Annotated in this window: 23 protein-coding genes; 16 read left to right on the top strand and 7 right to left on the bottom strand. The window is 66.7% G+C overall.

Annotated elements, in window-relative coordinates; genetic code table 11:
- Window positions 1-2: 2 nt before the first annotated feature.
- Together grpE and ACSQ24_RS22100 are read right to left on the bottom strand one after the other, a co-directional pair.
- Window positions 3-653, bottom strand: a complete 651-nt coding sequence (grpE, locus tag ACSQ24_RS22105; RefSeq protein ID WP_436096761.1) for a nucleotide exchange factor GrpE — start codon at window positions 651-653, stop codon at window positions 3-5.
- A gap of 68 nt (window positions 654-721) precedes the next feature.
- A complete protein-coding gene (locus ACSQ24_RS22100) occupies window positions 722-3,487 on the bottom strand; it encodes a [protein-PII] uridylyltransferase (protein ID WP_436097946.1) in 2,766 nt (921 codons plus the stop codon).
- A 335-nt stretch (window positions 3,488-3,822) separates the two neighbouring features.
- Here ACSQ24_RS22100 and ACSQ24_RS22095 point away from each other — a divergent pair, with 335 nt between their 5' ends.
- From ACSQ24_RS22095 to ACSQ24_RS22070, 6 genes are all read left to right on the top strand, one after another.
- Window positions 3,823-4,788, top strand: a complete 966-nt coding sequence (locus tag ACSQ24_RS22095) for an aliphatic sulfonate ABC transporter substrate-binding protein (protein WP_436097945.1) — start codon at window positions 3,823-3,825, stop codon at window positions 4,786-4,788.
- Window positions 4,789-4,809: 21 nt separating this feature from the next.
- Window positions 4,810-5,643, top strand: a complete 834-nt coding sequence (locus ACSQ24_RS22090; protein ID WP_436096760.1) for an ABC transporter permease — start codon at window positions 4,810-4,812, stop codon at window positions 5,641-5,643.
- Window positions 5,644-5,649: 6 nt separating this feature from the next.
- Complete coding sequence (locus tag ACSQ24_RS22085) at window positions 5,650-6,432, top strand: ABC transporter ATP-binding protein (protein WP_436096759.1); 783 nt, start codon at window positions 5,650-5,652, stop codon at window positions 6,430-6,432.
- A gap of 45 nt (window positions 6,433-6,477) precedes the next feature.
- Window positions 6,478-6,882, top strand: coding sequence for a VOC family protein (locus ACSQ24_RS22080; protein ID WP_436096758.1), 405 nt, complete (start codon window positions 6,478-6,480; stop codon window positions 6,880-6,882).
- A gap of 373 nt (window positions 6,883-7,255) precedes the next feature.
- Window positions 7,256-7,969 carry an ATP-binding cassette domain-containing protein gene (locus ACSQ24_RS22075; protein WP_436096757.1) on the top strand — a complete coding sequence of 238 codons (714 nt, stop codon included), beginning with the start codon at window positions 7,256-7,258 and terminating at the stop codon, window positions 7,967-7,969.
- Window positions 7,970-8,011: 42 nt separating this feature from the next.
- On the top strand, window positions 8,012-8,521 hold the full coding sequence (locus tag ACSQ24_RS22070; protein WP_436096756.1) for an OsmC family protein: 510 nt from the start codon (window positions 8,012-8,014) through the stop codon (window positions 8,519-8,521).
- A gap of 68 nt (window positions 8,522-8,589) precedes the next feature.
- On the opposite strand, the gene ACSQ24_RS22065 is transcribed toward ACSQ24_RS22070, so the two are convergent.
- Both ACSQ24_RS22065 and ACSQ24_RS22060 read right to left on the bottom strand, forming a co-directional pair.
- A complete protein-coding gene (locus ACSQ24_RS22065) occupies window positions 8,590-9,003 on the bottom strand; it encodes a hypothetical protein (protein ID WP_436096755.1) in 414 nt (137 codons plus the stop codon).
- Between the two features lie 852 nt (window positions 9,004-9,855).
- The gene (locus ACSQ24_RS22060; protein ID WP_436096754.1) at window positions 9,856-11,034 is read right to left on the bottom strand and encodes a DNA recombination protein RmuC; all 1,179 of its coding nucleotides are present in this window, start codon (window positions 11,032-11,034) and stop codon (window positions 9,856-9,858) included.
- Between the two features lie 115 nt (window positions 11,035-11,149).
- Between ACSQ24_RS22060 and def the strand changes: the two genes are divergently transcribed.
- The 3 genes from def (at window position 11,150) to truA (ending at window position 13,508) form a co-directional block, all read left to right on the top strand.
- Complete coding sequence (gene def / locus ACSQ24_RS22055) at window positions 11,150-11,683, top strand: peptide deformylase (RefSeq protein WP_436096753.1); 534 nt, start codon at window positions 11,150-11,152, stop codon at window positions 11,681-11,683.
- A gap of 153 nt (window positions 11,684-11,836) precedes the next feature.
- Window positions 11,837-12,766 (top strand): methionyl-tRNA formyltransferase, encoded by a 930-nt coding sequence (fmt, locus tag ACSQ24_RS22050; RefSeq protein WP_436096752.1) that lies wholly within the window; start codon window positions 11,837-11,839, stop codon window positions 12,764-12,766.
- Window positions 12,767-12,770: 4 nt separating this feature from the next.
- A complete protein-coding gene (gene truA / locus ACSQ24_RS22045; protein ID WP_436096751.1) occupies window positions 12,771-13,508 on the top strand; it encodes a tRNA pseudouridine(38-40) synthase TruA in 738 nt (245 codons plus the stop codon).
- Window positions 13,509-13,515: 7 nt separating this feature from the next.
- Here truA and ACSQ24_RS22040 read toward each other — a convergent pair whose 3' ends face one another.
- The 3 genes from ACSQ24_RS22040 to ACSQ24_RS22030 form a co-directional block, all read right to left on the bottom strand.
- Complete coding sequence (locus ACSQ24_RS22040) at window positions 13,516-14,103, bottom strand: hypothetical protein (RefSeq protein ID WP_436096750.1); 588 nt, start codon at window positions 14,101-14,103, stop codon at window positions 13,516-13,518.
- 66 nt (window positions 14,104-14,169) lie between these two features.
- Window positions 14,170-15,372: a succinyl-diaminopimelate desuccinylase gene (gene dapE / locus ACSQ24_RS22035; RefSeq protein ID WP_436096749.1), complete on the bottom strand. Its 1,203-nt coding sequence runs from the start codon at window positions 15,370-15,372 to the stop codon at window positions 14,170-14,172.
- Entirely contained in the window at window positions 15,369-15,797 is a 429-nt protein-coding gene (locus ACSQ24_RS22030; RefSeq protein WP_436096748.1) for a DUF805 domain-containing protein, read from the bottom strand. Before ACSQ24_RS22030 ends, dapE begins: the two co-directional genes overlap by 4 nt.
- 231 nt (window positions 15,798-16,028) lie before the next feature.
- On the opposite strand from ACSQ24_RS22030, the gene ACSQ24_RS22025 reads away from it, so the two are divergent.
- From ACSQ24_RS22025 to ptsN, 7 genes are all read left to right on the top strand, one after another.
- Window positions 16,029-16,643 carry a ribonuclease D gene (locus ACSQ24_RS22025; protein WP_436096747.1) on the top strand — a complete coding sequence of 205 codons (615 nt, stop codon included), beginning with the start codon at window positions 16,029-16,031 and terminating at the stop codon, window positions 16,641-16,643.
- 116 nt (window positions 16,644-16,759) lie between these two features.
- On the top strand, window positions 16,760-17,497 hold the full coding sequence (gene lptC / locus ACSQ24_RS22020) for an LPS export ABC transporter periplasmic protein LptC (protein ID WP_436096746.1): 738 nt from the start codon (window positions 16,760-16,762) through the stop codon (window positions 17,495-17,497).
- Between the two features lie 41 nt (window positions 17,498-17,538).
- A complete protein-coding gene (locus ACSQ24_RS22015; protein WP_436096745.1) occupies window positions 17,539-18,240 on the top strand; it encodes an LptA/OstA family protein in 702 nt (233 codons plus the stop codon).
- A 146-nt stretch (window positions 18,241-18,386) separates the two neighbouring features.
- On the top strand, window positions 18,387-19,250 hold the full coding sequence (lptB, locus tag ACSQ24_RS22010) for an LPS export ABC transporter ATP-binding protein (protein ID WP_436097944.1): 864 nt from the start codon (window positions 18,387-18,389) through the stop codon (window positions 19,248-19,250).
- A gap of 157 nt (window positions 19,251-19,407) precedes the next feature.
- Entirely contained in the window at window positions 19,408-20,940 is a 1,533-nt protein-coding gene (rpoN, locus tag ACSQ24_RS22005; protein ID WP_436096744.1) for an RNA polymerase factor sigma-54, read from the top strand.
- Between the two features lie 189 nt (window positions 20,941-21,129).
- A complete protein-coding gene (gene hpf / locus ACSQ24_RS22000) occupies window positions 21,130-21,717 on the top strand; it encodes a ribosome hibernation-promoting factor, HPF/YfiA family (protein WP_436096743.1) in 588 nt (195 codons plus the stop codon).
- An 84-nt stretch (window positions 21,718-21,801) separates the two neighbouring features.
- Window positions 21,802-22,263, top strand: coding sequence for a PTS IIA-like nitrogen regulatory protein PtsN (gene ptsN, locus ACSQ24_RS21995; RefSeq protein WP_126113772.1), 462 nt, complete (start codon window positions 21,802-21,804; stop codon window positions 22,261-22,263).
- The last annotated feature ends 1 nt before the right edge of the window (window position 22,264 follow it).

Here is a 22,264-nt window from a genome sequence, read left to right as displayed (position 1 = left end):
CGTCAGTTCGCAGGCTTGTCGCCGGCATCTGCGGCGGGGTTGTCCGAGCCGTTGGCGGCGGGCTTCGGCGCGCCGGCCGAAACCCCGACTAGCGCCGGGCGCAGCACCCGCTCGCCGATCTTGTAGCCCGTCTGCACGACCTTCGAGACGAGCCCCTTGGCGATAGCCGCATCGGGCGCCTCGAACATGGCCTGGTGCAGGTTCGGGTCGAACTTCTCGCCCTGCGGATCGATCTTGCGCACGCCATGACGCTCGAGCGTCTTCAGCAGCTCGCGCTCGGTCAGTTCGACACCTTCGATCAATGCTTTCAGGGCATTGTCGGTGGCAGCCTGGGCCGTCTCCGGCACGCTCTCGAGTGCGCGGCGCAGATTGTCGGCCGAGCCGAGCAGGTCGCGGGCGAAGCTGGTCACCGCATAGGCCTTGGCGTCGGCGATCTCGCGCTCGGTGCGCCGGCGCAGGTTCTCCATCTCGGCGAGGGTGCGCAGCAGCTTGTCCTTGAGGTCGTCGCGCTCGGCCTCGGCCGTGGCGAGCGGGTCGGGTGTCTGCGTCTCGACCGCCTCGGTCTCTGCCGTATCCTGGCTCTCGGTTTCCGGCTTCGGATCGTCTTTCGCAGGGTTCTGCGTCATTCCATCATCCCAATCGTTGATCGTCATGGATCATTGCGGCGTAACCTCGGGGCACACCGGCTTCGTCGCCGATATCGGGCTTCGGCAGGGCGAAATCAAGCGCGGGCCATGGCCTTGACCTTGCCAGGCGCCGGCTTGTCGGGCTCCTGGCTGAACACGGCGAGTAGCGCCTGGCGGATCAGCAGCTGCCGGGCCGTCGAGATGATCTTCGCTCCCGTGAGGTCGGTGACGTAGAAGACGTCGACCGCCTTCTCGCCGAAGGTCGCGATATGGGCCGAGGCGATGTTGAGGTTGAGCTTCCCGATCGCTGTGGTGAGATCGTAGAGCAGGCCCGGCCGGTCGAGGCCCGAGACCTCCAGCACGGTGTGCCGCGACGACAGGACATTGTCGATGATCACCTCGGGCGCAACCTGGAAGGTCCCGCCGCGCGGTGGTGGCGCGCGGCGCTGGGCGACGAGGTCGGCGATCTTGATCTCGCCCTTGAGCGCGCGCTCGATCGCCGCCGCGATCCGCTCGGCCCGGCGCAGTTCGTCGTCGTCGCGCTCGAAGGCGCGCGAGACGAAGATCGTGTCGAGCACCAGCCCGTCGGTGGTGGTGAATATCTGCGCGTCGACGATGTTGCCGCCGGCCGCCGCGCAGGCACCGGTGACGATGGCGAGCAGACGCGGATGGTCGGGCGCCAGCACGGTGAGCTCGGTCACGCCGCGGAACTGGTCGGTCTCGACCCTCGTCGCGGTGGTACGGCCGGCGATCTCGGCCTCGCGCAGGAAGCGGGCGTGCTGCTCCTGCCGCTCGGGTTCGACCTTGAGCCAGTAGGCCGGGTAGTGCCGAGCGAGATAGGCGTCCCGCTCCTCCGCCGTCCAGTCGGCGAGCCGTGCCTCCAGCGCCTCCTGCTTGCGCTCGACCCTGGCCTTGCGCTCGATGCCGGAATGGCCGCCGGCGAGCACGATCTCGGTCTCGTAATAGAGCGTGCGCAGCAATTGCCCCTTCCAGCCGTTCCAGACGCCGGGGCCGACGGCCTTGATGTCGGCGACAGTCAGGACGAGCAGCAGCTTCAGCCGCTCCAGGCTCTGCACGATCGCGGCGAAGCTCTCGATCGTCTTGGGGTCGCCGAGATCGCGGCTCTGGGCGACGGTCGACATCACCAGATGATTCTCGATCAGCCAGACCACTGTTTCCGTCTGTGCATCGGTGAGGCCGAGCCGCGGGCAGAGCTTGCGGGCGATGCGGGCGCCGGCGAGCGAGTGATCCTCCGGCCGGCCCTTGGCGATGTCGTGCAGGAACAACGCGACATAGAGCGCACGTCGGTTGGTGATCGTCGCGAAGATCGAGTTCGCAAGCGGGTGCTCGGCTTCGAGCGCGCCGGCGTCGATCTCGGCGAGGATGCCGATCGAGCGGAGCAGGTGCTCGTCGACCGTGTAGTGATGATACATGTTGAACTGCATCATCGCGACGATGCGGCCGAAATCCGGGATGAAGCGACCGAGCAGGCCGGACTCGTTCATCCGCCGCAGCACGGCTTCCGGCGAGCGGCGCGCCGTCAGGATCTCCAGGAAGATGCGGTTGGCCTCGCGGTCCTGCCGCAACTGCGGCGTGACCAGCCTGAGTGATTGGGTCACCAGCCGGCTGGTGTCGGGGTGGATGGCGAGGTCGTCGCGGCTGGCGATCTCGTAGAGCCTGAGCAGATTGACCGGGTCGCGCTTGAAGGCCTCGTCGTCGATAACGGCGAGGCGCTGGCCCTGCAGCGTGAAGTCGGGGTGGCCGAGAGCGCGCACGCGCCGGCGCTTGGTGAAGGTGCCGATCAGGCTTGTCAGGCTGGCGCGCGGCTTCTGCTGGCGTGCCTCGAGTGCGGCGCAGACGATGGCGGTGAGGTCGCCGACATCCTTGGCGACGAGGAAATAGGCCTTCATGAAGCGCTCGACCGGGGCCTGGCCGCTGCGGCCGGCATAGCCGATCGCCGCCGCGACCTGGCGCTGCAGGTCGAAGGAAAGCCGCTCCTCGGCCCGCCCGGTGATGAAGTGCATCCAGCAGCGCACCCGCCAGAGGAATTCCTCGGAACGCTGGAACATTGCGAATTCGCGCGCGTCGAACAGTCCGGCCTCGACCAGCTCAGCGGAATCGTCGACGCGGTAGGAGTATTTGGCGATCCAGAACAGTGTGTTGAGGTCGCGCAGGCCGCCCTTGCCGTCCTTGACATTGGGCTCGACCAGATAGCGCGACGAGCCGGCACGGGCGACGCGGGTCTCGCGCTCGGCGAGCTTGGCCTCGGTGAAGGCACCGGCCGTGCCCTCCGCGATTTCTGCGCCATAACGTCGGACGAGATCGGCGAACAGCGCCGCATCGCCGCAGATCAGCCGCGCTTCCAAGAGCGCGGTGCGGATCGTCATGTCGGCCCGGCCCTCGCGGATGCAGTCGTCGACCGAGCGCACGGAATGGCCAACCTTCAGCTTCAGGTCCCAGAGCGGATAGAGCATCGCCTCGACCACGCTCTCGCCCCAGGCCGTCTGCTTGTCGGGGAAGAGGAAGAGCAGGTCGACATCCGAGCCCGGCGCCAGCGTGCCGCGGCCATAACCACCGACGGCGACGACGGCGATGCGCTCGCCGGCGGAGGGGTTCTCGACCGGATAGAAATGCCGCGTCGCCCCCGCATGCAGGCTGGCGACGACGCTGTCCATCACGCTGGACAGCCGCTTGGCGCAGGACAGGCCGTTGCGGGTGCGGGCCAGGATTTCCCGTGCCGACTGGCGTCCTTCTTCGAGATTGTCGCGCAGGGCACTGATCAGCGTGCTTCGCAGGCTGTCGCGATCCCCTTTGTCGAACGGCCGCGCCAGCCTGCTGACCGCGGCGATGGGGTTGTCGATGAACTCGGCGAGGCGGGGCGCTGGCTTGTCGGGGGAGGGCGGCACTGAACAGGGCTCTTTGGCGCTTTCGGCGGAAGCGGCGATGAACGATCCCTAGCATGAATGGCCGGGGGGACGAAAACGTCAATTAAACATCTAGTTCTGTAAAAATAATGATCTTACGTAGGTAATCGTCTTGTTTGACAAACAGAACGTGTGAACCTAAAAATAGGACACGCGCCGATTTGAGCCAGCAGCTTGCGGGCGCGAAACAAGTGCAGCTAAAGCGGGGGCGCCGGAGGCAACAGCCTCCACCCCTTCGCGCAAAGTCTTCGAAGGGGAACGCTATGCCGATCATCTCAGCTTTGACCCGCCGCGCCGTGCTCGTCGGCCTTGCCGCAGCCTCGCTCGCCTGCGGCAGCGCCATGGCGCAGGCGCCCAAGGAGATCCGCGTCGACTACGCCACCTACAACCCCGTCAGCCTGGTGCTGAAGGAGCGCGGCATCCTCGAAAAGGCGCTTGAAGCCGACGGCATCAAGGTGCGCTGGGTGCTCTCGGCCGGCTCGAACAAGGCGCTCGAATTCCTCAATGCCGGCTCGCTCGATTTCGGCTCGACCGCCGGCGCCGCCGCGCTGATCGGCAAGATCAACGGCAACCCGATCAAGTCGATCTATGTCTATTCGCGTCCCGAATGGACGGCGCTGGTCACCGGCGCCAAGAGCGAGGTCACCAAGGTCGCCGATCTCAAGGGCAAGCGCGTCGCTGTCACCCGCGGCACTGATCCGCACATCTTCCTGGTCCGCTCGCTCGCCGAAGCCGGCCTGACCGAGAAGGACGTCAAGCTCGTGCTGCTGCAGCACGCCGACGGTCGGCTCGCGCTCGAACGCGGCGATGTCGAGGCCTGGGCCGGGCTCGACCCGATGATGGCCGCCGCCGAGGTCGAGGCCGGCGCCAAGCTCTTCCACCGCAAGGCCGCCGACAACACCTGGGGCGTCCTCAATGTCCGCGAGGAGTTCGCCGAGAAGAACCCGGAGCTCGTCCGCAAGGTGCTCAAGGCCTATGAGGAGGCGCGCGCCATCGCACTCGCCAACCCGGCCGAAGTGAGAAAGGCGCTGGTCGAGGCGACCAAGCTTTCCGACGCGGTGATCGAACGCCAGCTGACCCGGACCGAGCTGACCCACAGCACGATCGGTCCGGATCAGACGCAGACGATCCTTGCCGCCGGCCTGGCCTTGCAGCAGGCCGGTGTCCTGCCCGCCAGCGCCGACGTCAGGGCGAGCGTCGACGCGCTGATCGACAAGCGCTTTGCCGCGACCAACTGAAGCGGGCATGATCCCGTCGCAATGAGTTCGATCGAGATCGCAGAAGCCATCGACGGGAAGCCGGCCGCGCCGCCTGCGCGGCCGGCTTCCCGTGTCGGCCTGCGGCTTGCCGGTTTCCTGCTGCCGGTCGTCCTGGCGATCATCTGGGAAATCCTGGTCCGGGCCGGTCTCGCCAATGGCCGGCTGATGCCGCCGCCCAGCGTGGTCGGCAGAACGCTCTGGCAGCTCACCGCCAGCGGCGAGCTCTGGACCCATGCCGCGGCGACGCTCTGGCGCGTCGCCGCCGGCTTCGGCATCGGCGCTGCCGTCGGCACCGCGCTCGGCGCCCTGACCGGCGCCCTGCCGCTAGCGCGCGGCCTGCTCGACCCGACCTTGCAGGCCTTGCGCGCCATCCCCTCGATCGCCTGGGTGCCGCTCTTCATCCTCTGGTTCGGCATCTTCGAGGCTTCGAAGGTGGCCTTGATCGCCGTCGGCGTCTTCTTTCCGGTCTATCTCGGTGTTGCCGCCGCGATCCTCTCGATCGACCGCAAGATCGTCGAGGTCGGCCGCGTCTTCCGCCTCGGACGGCTCGCCATGGTCCGGCGCGTTTTGCTGCCGGCGATCCTGCCCGACTGGTTCACGGCATTGCGCGGCGGCCTCGGCCTCGGCTTCATGTTCGTCGTCGCCGCCGAAATCATGGGCGCCAGCGAGGGCCTCGGCTATCTCCTCGTCGATGGCCAGCAGCTCGGCCGGCCCGACACGATCATCGCCGCGATCATCGCCTTCGCCGTGCTTGGCAAGCTCGCCGACGGATTGCTGCTCGCCATCACCCGCCCCTTCCTCGCCTGGCAGGACACCGTCAGGGACAGGCTCTGAGGCGCGATGCTCACCTTCGATCACCTCTCCAAGACCTATGCCGACGGCACCCGCGCGCTTGCCGGCATCGACATCTCCGTCGCCGACGGTGAGATCCTGGCCTTGGTCGGCGGCTCCGGCTGCGGCAAGACCACACTGCTGCGGCTCGTGGCCGGGCTCGACCGCCCGAGCGAGGGCCGCATCCTGCTCGACGACGCCGTCATCACCGAGCCTCGGGCCGATGTCGGCGTGATCTTCCAGGAACCGCGCCTGCTACCCTGGCTCTCGGTCGCCGACAATGCCGGCTTCGGCCTCAGCCACCTACCTGCCGCGGAACGCAACCGTCTCGTCACCGGGGCGCTCGCCCGCGTCGGCCTTGCCGGCTACGAGGCGCGCTGGCCACGCGAGCTTTCCGGCGGTCAGCAGCAGCGTGTCGCCATCGCCCGGGCGCTCGTCACCCGGCCGAAGCTCCTGCTCATGGACGAGCCCTTCTCGGCGCTTGATGCGACAACCCGCGCCAGCCTGCACGGCCATCTCCTTGCGCTCTGGGAGGAGAGCCGGCCGATCGTGGTGATGGTCACCCATGATGTCGAGGAAGCGGTTACGCTGGCCGACCGCATCGTGGTGATGCAGCCGCGGCCGGGCCGCATCTTCGACGAGCTCGACAACCCGCTGACCCGCCCGCGCGACCGGCTCTCGCCGGCCTTCGAGGCGATCAAGCGCGAGGCATTGCGCACGCTCGACCGCTCGCTCACCGACAGCGAGCCGCGCCAGCACAAGACGGCGGAGAGCGCCGGCATGTGGTGGTGAGCCCCGCGGCGCGGAACAAGCCTGGCCGCGCCGGGTTCACCTCGCATGATCGACCACACTGGAATCGTCGTCACCGACCTCGCCAGGGCACGCCGCTTCTACGACGCGATCGCCTGGCCGCTCGGCCTCGCCACCGCCTCCAACAGTCCGGAATCCTTCCTGTTCGGGCGCAGCGCCGAGGAGCCTATCCCCTATCTCTGGATCGGCACCACCCGCCCGTCCTATTGGGTGGAAGGCTCGCGTGCCGGGCTGAACCAGGCCCATATCGCCTTCATCGCGCCGGACAAGGCAGCGGTGGATGCCTTCTACGAGGCCGCGCTTTCGGCTGGCGGCCGGGACAACGGGGCGCCCGGCCCGCGCGAGGGCGCTGGCGATTATTACGGCGCCTTCGTGCTCGATCCTGACGGCAACAATATCGAGGCTTGCGTGCGCGGCGGCGCGGCGCGCTAGGTTTTGACGGAACCACGCCGTCATTCCGGGGCGACCCGATGGGTCGAGCCCGGAACCCATAACCACTGCCCAATCAGGACGAAGCGGATCGCGTGAAGCTATTCTCGGCAACGTCGGAGGTTATGGGTTCCGGGCTCTTGGCTGATGCCAAGCCCCGGAAAGACGGTTCGGTTCCGTCAAAACGAAGCACGACGCTCCAACTCCTCTCGCCCATCGTTTGACAAAACGGACGCTCAGACCGTATGAAAGGACATACGCGCCGATTTGAGCCTCAGCTTGCGGGCGCGAAACAAATGCAGCTAAAGCGCGGGAACGAAGAGATGGCCTGATGCCGTTGACGCTCCCTCCGCCTTGTCTTGGAAGGAGCCAATTGATGTCGGCCGTTCTTCACAGCCTCTCCCGCTCTGCCGAACACGCTCTGCCACGCCCGGCGGCGGGCCAGATTGTGGCGCTGCTCGGCGCCTCCATCGAGGTTCGCTCTGCGGCGTTGCGTGGATTTGCGGGTCTCGCATCCGATGATGGGGCGGTGCCAACTCCCGAGATCGGGCTATTCTGCGCCCGGCCGCGCTTCTTCCCCTGGCTCAACCTCACCGAGAACCTGGCCTTCGCTTTGCCGAAGGCGACGCCGTTCGAGCGCGAGGGCCTGATCGCCAATGTTCTGGTTCGCGTCGGCCTCGCCACGCAGGCGGCGCAGCGACCAGGGACGCTATCCCCTGAGGAATTGCTGCGGCTCGCCATCGCCCGCCTCTTGCTGGTCAGGCCACGGTTGCTCCTGATCGACGAGCCCTTCGCGGCGCTCGACGCCGAGGCGCGTGAGCGGCTGGCCGCCTTCCTGCCCGAGCTTTCTACGCAGGGGCGCCCGGCCGTCGTCATTGCGACCGGCTCCGTCGACGAGGCCGTGCGTCTGGCCGACCGCATCCTCGTCCTGCCGCAAGGAGCGGGGCCAATCGCCTTCAGTCTCGACAATCTGCTGAGCCGTCCGCGCGACGAGCGCTCCGTCGGCTTCGTCGCGCTGCGCCGCGAATTGCGCCGGGCGCTCGAAAAGGAAAGCCGCCATGCCGTGCCGGACGTAGAGGCGGCGGCCTGAAGCGGCTACAAGGCCCCCGACCGCTTCACAGGGATCACGATCATGGACGTCACCGCGCTGCGCTCCCTCCAGGCACCGCTTAAGGACAAGTACCGCGAGGCGCCGGACGCGGCGGTGATCACGCTGAAGGCCAGGGGCGAGCTCGACGACCAGCACATCGCCTGCAAGGTCGAGACCGGCCGGGCGATCGCGCTTGCCGGCCTGCATCCCGCGACCGGCGGCTCCGGCGCCGAGCTCTGCTCCGGCGACATGCTGCTCGAGGCGCTCGTCGCCTGCGCCGGCGTGACGCTGAAGGCGGTCGCGACCGCGCTCGAGATCGAGCTGAAGAAGGGCACGGTCCGGGCCGAGGGCGATCTCGATTTCCGTGGCACGCTCGGCGTCGCCAAGGACGCTGCGGTCGGCTTCAAGGCGATCCGCCTCTCCTTCGACGTCGAGACCGACGCGCCGCAGGAGAAGCTCGATACGCTGCTCAAGCTGACCGAGCGCTATTGCGTCGTCTTCCAGACCCTGAACGTGAAGCCGGAGCTGTCGGCGGCGCTGGTGAAGGCGTGAGCGCGAGGCCCGGAGCAGTCTGGGCTGATCGTCTGGCCCGGAGTAGATCCGCCAAGGGGGAGCTGACGCTAAATGAATGAATGCCAGGAGAGGCTTTCGACCGCTGCCTTGTGCTTATCTATGGTACATTTAGGCAAGGTTGCGTCGCACTGGAATTCGATTGTCCAACGTTCATATGCTAGGTAGCCCCAGTTCCACGTCCCGCGCTCGCAGAACCAGGAATCGTGCTTGCCATCGAGCATCGAACGTTGGCAGGAAAAACCATTATCTTCGATGAACTGGACGACATTTTCGAATTGTTTTCCGACTCTTAGTAGGGAAGCGACTTCCCCTGTGAGATCGGTATTCCAACTGTCGTGCCAAGCAGTACGAAAGATCTGATCCAGTGAGCCTTGCTTGCCGTCGACGGCCGCGATGGTCGCCAAGACGCCAACAAGGCTTCCAGCACAAAGCGCGATCAGAGTTTTCCGGCTACCACTCAAAGCCTCTCTCCGCAGTTACTGCTGCAGCAAATCGCACAAGCCCAAGTTGTCCGCAACGGAATCTCGGTTGCGCCGCGCAGCGCAGCTAACGCCCGCTTTGGGCGGCTGTCGACGGCAACATCTTCCCGGGCGCTGACCTCTACAGCGACAGCCATGGGGATAAACGAAAGAACAATCCCCGCCCCCAAAACCTCCCATATTCTCGACCCACCTCATCCCCGAGGGGCGGCCAACCGGAGGCATGTCGTTTGGCGGGATGGGGGCGGCGCCTGCGGGCGAGGGTTGCGCCTCGCTCCCGGGAGGCTTCGGGAACCGACCTGGGGACATTACGATCCCTGCGCGAGGAGCTCGCTAGATGAAGCGGCGGCGTCAGCCGCCGCGACGGCTCGAGGATGCGACAACCCGCTGAGGGGAACTGGCATCCGGGAGCCTCGCGGCGAGCCCGCCACCGGCTTCGCAGAAGCGCGGCCCGGGGTCCTTAAAATCGCCGATTGGCGGAGCGCCACGGGGCGTGCGGATGGTGGCTCAATCCATCCGCGCCGCTTCCTGGCTCAATGGAAGCGGACCACTACCACCAACGCCTCGCGGCGCTCCGCTGCCCCTCATCAGACGAAGCGCCCGCAGGATCAGCTTGCGGGCGGGAAATTCGCGCGAGTTCAAGCAAGGCGCGGGGAACCCTTCTCCCGTGTGGGAGAAGGGCAGGGATGAGGGCCTGCCCTATCAGAATGAGGAGGCAGCGATGCCGTCGCGCCTTCTGAGGAAAGGGCAGGCCCTCATCCGGCGCTTCGCGCCACCTTCTCCCATCCGGGAGAAGGTTGGGTCGCGCTTCCGGCACCTAACGCCCTCAACCGCCTACTCCGCCGCCTTCAGCCCCTTGGCGAAAGGCAGCGCCGGCTCGGCCGGGCGGGCGTCGTCGAATTCGAGCGCGCCGATCCTCTCGGCCCGGCCGGTGACCTTGCCGGCCGAGGTCTTGATCTGGCTGACGTCGTCCTGTGCCTGGCGGAAATGGTTGTCGAGCTTGTCGACGCGGTCGCCGAGCCGGCGGACGTCGTCGAGCAGCTTGCCGACCTCCGACTGGATCACCTGCGCCTCCTCGCGCATGCGGGCATCGCGCACCAGCGACTGCATCAGCTGGATCGCCAGCGCCAGCAGCGAGGGCGAGACGATCATCACCCGCGCTCGGTGCGCCTTCTGGATCACGTCGTCGAAATGCTCGTGCAAATCGGCATAGATCGATTCCGACGGCACGAAGAGCAGCGCCATGTCCTGCGTCTCGCCCGGCAGGAAATAGCGCTCGGCGATGTCCTTGACGTGCTGGCCGACATCGCCGCGCACTCGCGCCGAGGCCTGCTTTTTCGCCTCGTCGCCGCGCGCCTCGCGCAGCATGGTGAAGCTCTCCAGCGGGAACTTGGCGTCGATGACGAGGCCGCGCCCGTCGCCCGGCAAGGTGACGAGGCAGTCCGGCCGCTTGCCGCTCGAGAGTGTCGGCTGGAACGAAAAGAACGCCGCTGGCAGCCCGTCGCGGATGATCGCTTCCATCCGGCCCTGGCCATAGGCGCCGCGCGCCTGCTTGTTGGAGAGCACGTCCTTCAGCGTCACCACCTCGCCGGTGAGCTCGGTCAGGTTCTTCTGGGCGCTGTCGATGACGGCGAGCCGTTCCTGCAATTTGCCGAGACTCTCACTGGTCTGGCGGACATTCTGCTCAAGGCCGGCGCCGACCTGCTGGCGCAACCCGTCCATCCGGTCGGCCATGATGCGGGCGAGGTCGCCCTGCCGGGTCGAGAGGATCTCGGCCATGGTCTGCATGCGGCCGGTGAGCTCGGCCTGCAGCCGGTTCATCTCGGCGACCTTGTCGTCCATCTCGCGGGCACGCTCGGCCGCCATCGCCGCTTCCATTTCGCGCCGATGCGAGCCGCGCCAGGACGAGACCAGCGCCAGCGTCAGCAGGATGAGCGTCAGCCCGGCAAAGCCGAAGGCGGCCTCGGCCCAGCTCACCGGCCGCTCGAGCAGGACGAAAGCGATCTGGTTCATCGTAGAAGCCTACACGATTCGCGTGGCAATTCTAGAACGAAAGCGGAACAGTTTGACCGCTTCCCCACAAGAGCTTATGTCGCCGCAACTCCCGATAATCGTTTCAGAGCGCCCTATGGCTATCCGTCCTCTCGTCATCCTGCCCGACTCGATGCTGCGCAAGGTTTCCGCGCCGATCGGCGACATCACGCCGGAGATCCGCAAGCTCGCGCAGGACATGCTGGATACGATGTACGACGCGCCGGGAATCGGGCTCGCCGCGATCCAGATCGGCGAGCCGGTCCGCCTTGTCACCCTCGACGTCTCGAAGAAGGCGGAAGAGGGCGAGGAGCAGGCGCGCGAGCCGATGGTCTTCGTCAATCCGGAGGTGACGTGGAGTTCGGAGGAACTCAGCACCTATGAGGAGGGCTGCCTCTCGATCCCCGAATATTACGAGGAGGTCGAGCGGCCGTCGCGGGTCAAGGTCAGCTATCGCGATCTCGACGGCAAGGTGCAGGAGATCGAGGCCGACGGCCTGCTTGCCACCTGCCTGCAGCATGAGATCGACCATCTCAACGGCGTGCTCTTCATCGATTATCTGTCGCGGCTGAAGCGGGAGCGCGTGACCAAGCGCTTCGCCAAGGCGGCGAAACGGGACAGCGCCGCTTAAGATCGGGCGACGAAACACGCACGTCTCCGGACAAGCCGCGTGAGCGGCGCCATTCCGGAATCCATCGTAAAATGCCGGAGCCCTTCGATGGATTCCGGGCCTTCGCTTCGCTACGCCCGGAATGACGGGCCCGTTTTGGGGTAAAGTCCGCGTATGAGCTTGCGCGTCATCTTCATGGGCACGCCGGATTTCGCCGTGCCCACCTTGACCGAGATCATCGGCCAGGGCCACGAGGTCGTTTCCGTCTATACCCGTGCCCCGGCGCCGGCCGGGCGCGGCATGGAGCTCAGACCCTCGCCGGTCCAGGTCACGGCCGAGCGCTTCGGCATCCCGGTGTTCTCGCCGAAGACGCTGAAGAACGCCGAGGCCGCCGAGGTCATGGCCTCGCACCAGGCCGATGTCGCCGTCGTCGTCGCCTATGGCCTGATCCTGCCGAAGGCGATCCTGGAGGTGCCGGAGCTCGGCTGCCTCAACCTGCATGCTTCGCTGCTGCCGCGCTGGCGCGGCGCCGCGCCGATCCAGCGCGCCATCATGGCCGGCGATACCGAGACCGGTGTCTGCGTGATGAAGATGGAGGAGGGGCTCGATACGGGGCCTGTCGCCATGGTCGAGACGCTGGCGATCGACGGCAACGCCACCGCCGGCGAGATGCATGACCGGCTCGCCGGCCTCGGCGCCGACCTGATGGTCCGGGCGCTTCCGGCGCTCGGGCGCGGGGCCTTACGCTTCACGCCGCAGCCCGAAGAGGGCGTGACCTATGCCAGCAAGATCGGCAATGACGAGGCAAAGCTGAGCTGGAACCGGCCGGCGCAGCAGGTCCACGATGTCGTGCGCGGGCTTTCGCCTTTCCCGGGCGCCTTCGTCGAGGTCGATCTCGGCAAGGGGCCGGAGCGGTTGAAGTTGCTGCGCACCGCCCGCGCCGGCGGCGCGGCCGAGCCGGGCACGCTGCTCGACGACGAGGGCACGGTTGCCTGCGCCGTCGGGGCGGTGAAGCTGATCCAGGTCCAGCGCGCCGGCAAGGGGCCGATGAGCGCCCAGGAGTTCCTGCGGGGGGCGCGGCTCTCGGCCGGCGCGAAGCTCTAGAGCTATGCCGCGCTACAAGCTCGTCATCGAATATGACGGCACGCCCTTTTCAGGTTGGCAGCGCCAGCTCAACGGACCGTCCGTGCAGCAAAGCGTCGAGGAGGCGGTCGAGGCCTTCTGCGGCCACGCCGTGCGCCTGCATTGCGCCGGGCGTACCGATGCCGGCGTCCACGCCACCCATCAGGTCGCCCATGTCGATCTCGACAAGGACTGGCGCACCGATGTCGTGCGCGACGCCAGCAATGCCCGGCTGAAGCGCCTGCCGGTGGCGGTGCTGAGCGCCGAGGCGGTGCCGGATACGTTCGACGCCCGCATCTCGGCGACGCGCCGCTATTACATCTACCGCATCCTCGACCGGCGGGCGCAACCCGCCCTCGATGCCAACCGCGTCTGGCATGTCCCGGTCAGGCTCGATCACGAGGCGATGGACCGTGCCGCCAAGGCGTTGCTCGGCCATCACGACTTCACCACCTTCCGCGCCGCCGAATGCCAGGCCAATGGCCCGATGCGCACGCTCGACCGCTTCGACTGCCGGCGCGAGGGGGCCGAGATCGTGGCTTATGTCCATGCCCGCTCCTTCCTGCATCATCAGGTCCGCTCCATGGTCGGCTGCCTGAAGATGGTCGGCATGGGGCGTTGGCCGGAAGCCAAGGTCGGCAAGGTGCTGGCGGCGCGCGACCGCTCGCAATGCGCGGCGCTGGCGCCGCCCTGCGGGCTCTATTTGGCGGGTGTCGATTACTGAGCCTGGATCAGAACCAGGCCAGCCCGAAGGTCTGGATGACGGCATAATCCGCCAGCAGGCTGGCACAGGCGATCGCTCCGGCGACACCGCTCTCAGGCCCGAAGGCGGCGCGCGCCACGCAATAGCGCAGCCGCAGCACGATCGTCGCGAAGGCGAGGGCCTGGAAGGTCGCTATGCCCGGATTGGACCAGCCCAGCGCGAAGACTGTCGCCGGCACCGCCATCAGCGCAGCCGACAGGATGGCCGACCAGTTCCAGATGATGATGAAGCCGGTGAAGCGCGGGTTGTGGACCAGGTTCGGTGCGATTCCGACCAGCAGCGCCGGCACGGTGAGCACCGCCAGCATCTCGGCGGTGACGACTGCGGCGAGGAGCCCGGGCGCATCGAAGAGTCCGCCACTGTTCGACAGGCCGGCAAGGGTCCGCTCGGCCGCCAGCACCGGGATCATCGACGGAATGGTCAGGATGAGCGCGAGATAGGAGCGCCAGAAGCCGTCACGGCTCAGGTCGAGATCGGGCAGGGTCCTGGCATCAGCTGTGAGCAGGCGCCAGGAGGCGAGCAGGGAACGCGTCACATCGTCGGCAGCCAGCCTCATGGCTCAACCCTCCGGACGTCACGGCATTAGACTTTCGTCTAACTGTGATCGCTTGGCGAGGTTCCGTCAAGATTGCAGTGGCGTGGCGAAATAGGTGGTCAGCAGCCGGTGCGTGATGCGCTCCAGCGTCGTGAGATCGGCGGTGGCGACCCGTTCGTCGATCTGGTGCATGGTCTGGCCGACAACGCCGTATTCGACCACCGGGCAGTAGTTCTTGATGAAGCGGGCATCCGAGGTGCCGCCGGTCGTCGACAGCGCCGGGCGCTTGCCGGTCTCGGCTTCGACTGCATCCGCGACCATGGCGACGAATGGCCCGGGCTGGGTCAGGAAGGCGACGGCATTGGTCGGCTCGAAAGTGATCTCGTAGCGCACGGTATTGCCGGCCGCCTCGCGCAGTCGTCGCTCGATCTCCGCGGCCAGTGTTTCCGGCGTCCAGAGATCGTTGAAGCGGATGTTGAACACGGCCCTGGCTTGCGACGGGATCACGTTCGTCGCGGGATTGCCGACATCGAGCGTCGTTACCTCGAGATTGCTCGGGTCGAAATGCTCGGTACCGGCGTCGAGTGGCGTCGCATCCAACGCGGCCAGCAGCCGGACCATGCGGCGGATCGGGTTCTGGGCCAGATGCGGATAGCCGACATGGCCCTGCACGCCCTGGACGCTGAGCTTGCCGGTCAGCGAGCCGCGTCGGCCGATCTTGATCATGTCGCTCATCGCAGCCGGATTGGTCGGCTCGCCGAGCAGGCAATGGCTGAAGCGCTCGCCGCGCTGATCGGCCCAGGCCAGCAGCTTGACCGTGCCGTTGACGGCCGGACCCTCTTCATCGCCGGTGACGAGGAAGGCGATCGAGCCTGGCGCATCCGGGTTCTCGCGGCGATAGCGGATCGCGGCCGCGACCATGGCGGCGAGCCCGCCCTTCATGTCGCAGGCGCCGCGGCCATAGAGCACATCATCGACGATCTCGGCTGCGAAGGGGGCATGCGTCCAGGCGGCAAGATCTCCCGGCGGCACGACATCGGTATGGCCGGCGATGACGAGGACCGGTCCCTCGCTGCCGATGCGGGCATAGAGGTTCTCGATATCCGGCATGCCGGGCTCGGAGAAGACCGGGCGCTCGACGCGGAAGCCCTCGGCGCTCAGCACGGCGCCGAGCAGCGCGAGCGCGCCGCCCTCTGCCGGGGTTACCGAGGGGCAGCGCACCAGAGCCTGGGTGAGGGCGATCGGATCGGCGGGATCGAAGTCGAGGAGGGCGGGCGCGTTCGGGCTCATGATGCCCGTTTAGCAGCCCCTTCTTGCTCCGCAAGCGCCGCATCGGGCTCCACACCCGGCATCAGGCCGAGATCGACCAGTGCGACCAGCCAGGCCATCGTCGAGATCGCGACCAGCGAAGGGGCCCAAGCATAGCCGAGCAGGGGCTGCAATTCCCGTGGCAGGACGATGGTGCAGACCAGCAAGATGCCGAAGAGCGACGAGCCGCCTCGGTCGGTGGCGCGTTTCGCGGCCAGTGCTGACCAGGGAAACAGGGCGAAGGTGTTGGCGAAAACGACGATCATCGCCGCGCTGTGCTTGTCGGTCAGGCGCGGTGCTCCCCACTGGATTGCGAGGAGGCAGAACGCGAGCACGATGCTGCCGAGCCAGAACTGGCGCAGACCGATGCGGCCGTCGAGATCGGTGAAGAGGCGGATTGCGGACATGCGTCAGGCTCCGATCCCGTATCCTTGCATGCCTGGGCGCTCGAATGAAGCATATGCTTAATAGAAGGTTAACGCCGTCGAACCGCTTGTATTGCCAGAGAAAATGCTTGAATGCGGGCGGGCACGCCGCTAGCTGCGGAGCGCCCGCCGAGTTTCGGAAAGGCCGTCCGGCCGATGGGCGAGCGAAAAATGTTCGGGCGGCGCGCCGCGTCGCCAAGCGAGGTTTCCAGGATGACCATTCGTCTGCATCGCGGCGATCTGCCTGATGGGTTCCAGCCGGGGCCGATCCTGGCGATCGACACCGAGACCCTGGGTCTCAACCCGCAGCGCGACCGGCTCTGCGTGGTGCAGCTCTCGCGCGGCGACGGCACCGCCGACATCGTGCAGATTCCGAAAGGCGCGCCGGCGCCGGTCAATCTCTGCCGCGTCCTCGCCGACCCCGGCGTGCTGAAGCTCTTCCACTTCGCCCGCTTCGACATCGCCGCGCTGGAAAAGGCGTTCGGGGTCGTCACCACGCCGGTCTACTGCACCAAGATCGCCTCCAAGCTGGTGCGCACCTATACCGACCGGCACGGTTTGAAGGACCTGGTGCGGGAGCTGCTCGGCGTCGACTTGTCCAAGCAGCAGCAATCCTCCGATTGGGGCGCCGAGACGTTGACCGAAGCGCAACTCGGCTATGCCGCTGCCGACGTGCTGCATCTTCATGCCTTGAAAGCGAAGCTCGACGTGATGCTGGAGCGCGAGGGGCGCGCGCATCTCGCCAAGGCCTGCTTCGATTTCCTGCCGACGCGCGCCGAGCTCGATCTCGCTGGCTGGCCCGAGGTCGACATCTTCGCACATACGTAAAGTTGAGTTATTTGAACTAAGCTAGTCGCCGAGCGGCTGCCGAACCGGTTGCGCGCCCTTGTTGGGACGCGCCAGTTCGACATGAAAAAGCCGCTGGCGGCTGGCAATTGGCGGGCATGACCTTGGCGATCACGACCCCTGAGACGCGGAGCCCGGCGGCGATCCGGGCGAAGATGCGGCAGAGCGCCTTCCGGGCGGCGCGCCGGCATTCTGTGCTTGTGCGTCTGCTGCGGCGGCTGATCCCGGTTGGAGCCGTGGTCGCGGTGGTGGGCCTGATCATCGTCCCCTTCCTCAACCCGCTGCGTCAGGTCGGTGATATCTCTCTGGGCGGAATCAGCCTGTCCGGCGGCAAGGTCGTGATGGAGGCGCCGAAGCTCGCCGGCTATCGCAAGGACAACAGCCCCTATGAGGTCACGGCCGACTCGGCCTTGCAGGACGTGCGCAATCCGACGCAGATCGAGTTGATCAAGATGACGGCCCGCGTGCTGATGAAGGACGAGGGCTGGATCAACATCAATGCCCTGAGCGGCCTTTTCGACCAGCAGAAGGAGAAGCTGAAGCTGGTCGACGATGTGAAGATCCGCACCGAGTCGGGCTACGATATCCGCATGCGCACCGCCGATGTCGATTTTAAGGGCGGAACCGTTAATTCGCGCGAGCCGGTCAAGGTCAATCTCGGCACGACCACGATCGACGCCGACACGCTCGACGTGAAGGACAACGGTGCGCTGATAACCTTCGAAGGCCGCGTGCATGTCCTGATCGAGAACGCGCCGGCGCGCAGCCTGGCAGGGCCCGAGCGCGAAGGCAGCACACCCAACCTCGAAGCGCTTCGCTCCGCCGGCAAGCCGTGAGATCATCGTACCAAGCCATGCAGGCCAACAACAGGTCACCGATGAAACCCTTCTTTATCGCCCTCGCTGCCCTGATCGTGCCGGCTCTGTCCGTCGCCGCTCAGGCTCAGCAGCCGCCCGCGCGGTCTGGCTCGACCCCTGCGGCAGCGCCTGCCGCTACGAGCGCTGCACCTGCCAAGCCGGCCAAGCCGCGCGGCGGCGCTCCGGGCTCGCCCTTCGGCGGCATGGGCGGCGACAGCAAGGAGCCGATCAAGATCGATGCGAACAAGCTCGACGTGCTCGACAAGGACAACAAGGCGGTCTTCTCCGGCAATGTCGTTGCCGTGCAGGGCGAGACCACCGTGCGTTGCTCGGTGATGACGGTGTTCTACGAAGGCCGCGGCCAGGGCGGCACGCCGAAGCCGGCTCAGCCGGCCGCGCAGGGCCAGGGTCAGGGCAATGATGGCGCGATCAAGCGCATCGAATGCACTGGCCCTGTGACCGTCGTCTCGAAGACCCAGGCCGCGACCTCGGACAACGCGGTCTTCGACCGCGCCAACAACAAAGTGATCATGACCGGCAATGTCGCGTTGAACGACGGGCCGAACATCACGCGGGGCGACCAGCTCGTCTACGATACGCAGACCGGCGTCGCCAACGTGACTTCGAAGGGCCGCGTGCAAGGCTTCTTCGTGCCGAACTCGGGCGAGGCCGGCAAGGACAACAAGGCGGGCGCCAAGCCGGCGACCGCGCCAACCAACTGAATTCCTTTGCGGCTGGGGCGGCCGCAGGAAGGCGTTGCCAGTTCGGCGCGCCTCGCATACCAGAGCGGACCCATGTCGAACGCCAGCAGCTCGCGCTTTCTCCAGTGACGGTATCCATCTCTCCGCCTCCCGAGGCTGCCGAGCAGGTGCAGCCCAATGTGACGCGGCCGGCCCCTGCGCCGGCGGCGCGCGCCGGCTTGTTCTCCAGGCTCTTCGGCAAGGGCAAGGACAAGCCCGCGGCTGAAGAGGATGTGCAGCCTGGTCGCATCGCGAGCGCTGTCGGCGGCAGCGGCATCCTGGCCGTCAGCGGCCTGCGCAAGACCTATGGTGCCCGCAATGTCGTGAGCGAGGCCTCGCTCTATGTCCGCAACGGCGAGGCGGTCGGCCTGCTGGGACCGAACGGCGCTGGCAAGACCACGATCTTCTACATGATCACCGGGCTGGTCAGCGCCGATATGGGCGTGATCTCGCTCGAAGGGAACGATATCACGACCCTGCCGATGTACCAGCGCGCCCGGCTCGGCATCGGCTATCTGCCGCAGGAGGCCTCGATCTTCCGCGGCCTCTCGGTCGAGGACAATATCCGGGCGGTGCTGGAGGTGGTCGAGCCGAACCGCAAGAAGCGCGAGCGCGAGCTCGACAAGCTGCTCGACGAGTTCAACATCGCCCGCCTGCGCAAGGCGCCTTCGATCGCGCTTTCGGGCGGCGAGCGGCGGCGTTGCGAGATCGCCCGCGCACTCGCCGGCCGTCCCTCCTTCATCCTGCTCGACGAGCCCTTTGCCGGCATCGATCCGATCGCGGTCGGCGACATCCAGGAACTGGTGCGGCAATTGACCGATCGCGGCATCGGCGTGCTGATCACCGATCACAATGTCCGCGAGACGCTTGGCCTGGTCGACCGTGCCTACATCATTCATTCCGGCCGCGTGCTGACCGAAGGCTCGCCGGCCGAGATCATCGCCAATGCCGATGTCCGCCGCGTTTATCTTGGCGAGGACTTCCGGCTCTGAGCGGAATCGGCGGGCGCTCCGCCTGCCGATGTTGCAGCGCATTAACTTCCCGGAGCGAAAGCCCCGAAGAGCTTTGACGCCGCCGCGGCCTCCGGCTAGTCTGGTTGACAGGCAAGAACCGTGCCGAATTGCCGCAGGCTGAGGAGTCGGGATCGCGATGGCGATGATGCCACGCATGGAGCTGCGCCAGGGCCAGTCCCTGGTGATGACGCCGCAATTGCTGCAGGCGATCAAGCTGCTCCAGCTCTCCCATCTCGAACTGCAGAGCTTTGTCGAGGGCGAGCTCGAACGCAATCCGCTGCTCGAGCGCAGTGACGAGGCTCCGGAGCCGGGTTCGCTGAACGGTGCGGGTGAAAGCCCGCTCGCCGTTGACGCGGAAACCTATGCTCGCGCCGAGAGCCTCAACACCCAGGAGGGCATGGAGGGCAGGCTCGGCACCGGGCTCGACAACGTCTTCCAGAACGAACAACCACAGGCGGCGCGGTTCGAGACGCAAGGGGCCGACAGCTTGCCGATCATCGGCGGGAGCTATGGTGGTTCCGGCGGCTCTTTCGAGGACGGGCCAGACGGCTTCGAGAGTGGCCTGACCAGGGAGATCTCGCTGCACGGTCACCTCAGCGCCCAGCTCGATCTCGCGATCACCGCGCCGGCGGAGCGGCTGATCGGCAGCCACATCATCGATGGCGTCGACGATTCCGGCTATCTGACCGAGTCGCTGCCCGATATCGCCGAGCGCCTCGGCGTCGGCCTCGCCAGGGTCGAGGCGGTGCTCGCCGTGGTCCAGGGCTTCGATCCCAGCGGTATCGCCGCCCGCAACGTCGGCGAGTGCCTTGCGATCCAGCTGCGCGATCGCAACCGCTACGATCCGGCCATGCAGGCCCTGATCGCCAACCTGCCTCTGGTCGCCAAGCGCGACTATGCCGCCCTCAAGCGGATCTGCGGCGTCGACGACGAGGATATCGCCGACATGGTCGCCGAGATCAGGCGGCTCGATCCCAAGCCCGGGCGCGCCTTTGGCGGCTCGGCGGCCGAGACGGTGGTGCCGGATGTCTTCATCCGCGCCGCGCCGGACGGGTCCTGGCTGGTCGATCTCAATCCCGACACACTGCCGCGCGTGCTGGTCAACCAGACCTATCATGCCCGTGTCTCGAAGGCGGTGCGCAACGATGCGGATAAGGCCTTCATCGCCGAATGCCTGCAGACGGCGAATTGGCTGACGCGCTCGCTCGAACAGCGCGCCCGCACCATCCTGAAGGTCGCCAGCGAGATCGTGCGCCAGCAGGACGGCTTCTTCGCTCATGGTGTCGAGCATTTGCGCCCGCTCAACCTGAAGACGGTCGCCGATGCGATCGGCATGCATGAATCGACCGTCTCGCGCGTCACCTCGAACAAATATCTCGCCTGCTCGCGCGGCGTCTTCGAGATGAAGTACTTCTTTTCCGCCGCGATCGCCGCAACCGGCTATGGCGAGGCGCATTCGGCCGAGGCCGTGCGCCACCGCATCAAGCAGATGATCGACGACGAGCCGCCGAGGGATGTGCTCTCGGACGACGCGATCGTGACGAAGCTGAAGGATAACGGCATCGACATCGCCCGCCGAACCGTAGCGAAGTACCGGGAATCACTGCGCATTCCATCCTCGATGGAGCGGCGCCGCGAAAAAGCGGCGATGGCGTTCGCCGGGCGCTGAGCCCTCGGGCGCTCGCCGCCGCCCCTGTTTGGCCGGCATCGCGTCGCGGCGGCTGCCGGAAGTCACGTGTCTCCTGCCATGCCGTCTATGCAGCTCACCCCGTCGATGCATTGACAACCTCGGGGGCCCGTCCTTACCTCCTCAGGATGGTCGGCTACTGACCATGGCGACAAGAAGGGGAAGCACTCCATGAGCTTGCGAATCTCCGGCAAGAATCTCGATGTCGGCGAGGCCCTGCGCGGGCAGGCCGAAACCAGGGTCGCCGCGGCGTTGGGCAAGTACTATGAGGGCGGCTACCAGGGCCACGTCACCGTCGGCAAGGACGGCACCGCCTTCAAGACCGATGGCGTCCTGCATCTCTCCTCCGGTATCACGCTCGAAGCCTCCGCCACCGCGCACGATCCCTATGCCAGCCTCGACAAGATGGCCGAGCGCATCGAGAAGCGGCTGCGCCGCTACAAGCGAAGGCTGAAAGATCGCGCGGCGGCCGCCAACGGACGCGAGCCAGGACTGGAAATCCCCAGCTATGTGATCGCCGCCCCCGATGAGGATATCGAGGAGCACGAGGCCGATCACGCCGGCGAGAACCCGGTGATCGTGGCGGAATCGACCAAATCCCTGCACCAGATGACGGTCGGCGACGCGGTTGCCGAGCTCGACCTGACCGGCGCGCCTGTGGTTATCTTCCGCCATGCTGGCAATGGCCGCATGAACGTCGTATACCGCCGCCGTGACGGTAATATCGGCTGGATCGATCCGCCGGCTTCTCTTTCTTGAAGTCCCGCCGCTGATGGGGTTCAGGCGCCGGCCGGGATGCCGGTGGCGTCTGCATTCCGGCACGGGACATGCATGGATTGGCCTATGACGCTGACCGATCTTCTCCGACCCGACGCGGTGATCTCGCCGCTGCGCGCCAACAGCAAGAAACAGGCCCTGCAGGAATTGGCGCAGCACGCTGCCCTGCTGACCGGCCTGCCCGAGCGCGAACTCTTCGAAGCCCTGCTGCAGCGCGAGCGCCTCGGCTCGACCGGGATCGGCGACGGCATCGCGATTCCGCACGGCCGCATGGCCGGCATCGATCGGCTCGTCGGCCTGTTCGCCCGCGCCGAGAAGGCGATCGACTTCGAAGCGCTGGACGGTCAGCCGGTCGACATCGTCTTCGTTCTGATCGCCCCGGAAGGGGCGGGGGCCGACCACCTCAAGGCGCTGGCCCGCGTCGCGCGCGTGCTGCGCAACCAGGCGGTTCTGGAACAGGTGCGCCATGCGCATGACCCGGCCGCGATCTATGCCATCCTGGCGGAAACGGCAGCCAAGGCGGCCTGAG

The organism is Allobosea sp. LjRoot237, assembly GCF_964253285.1.
Classification (GTDB): Bacteria; Pseudomonadota; Alphaproteobacteria; order Rhizobiales; family Beijerinckiaceae; genus Allobosea.
This window is presented reverse-complemented; position numbering and strand designations above follow the sequence as displayed.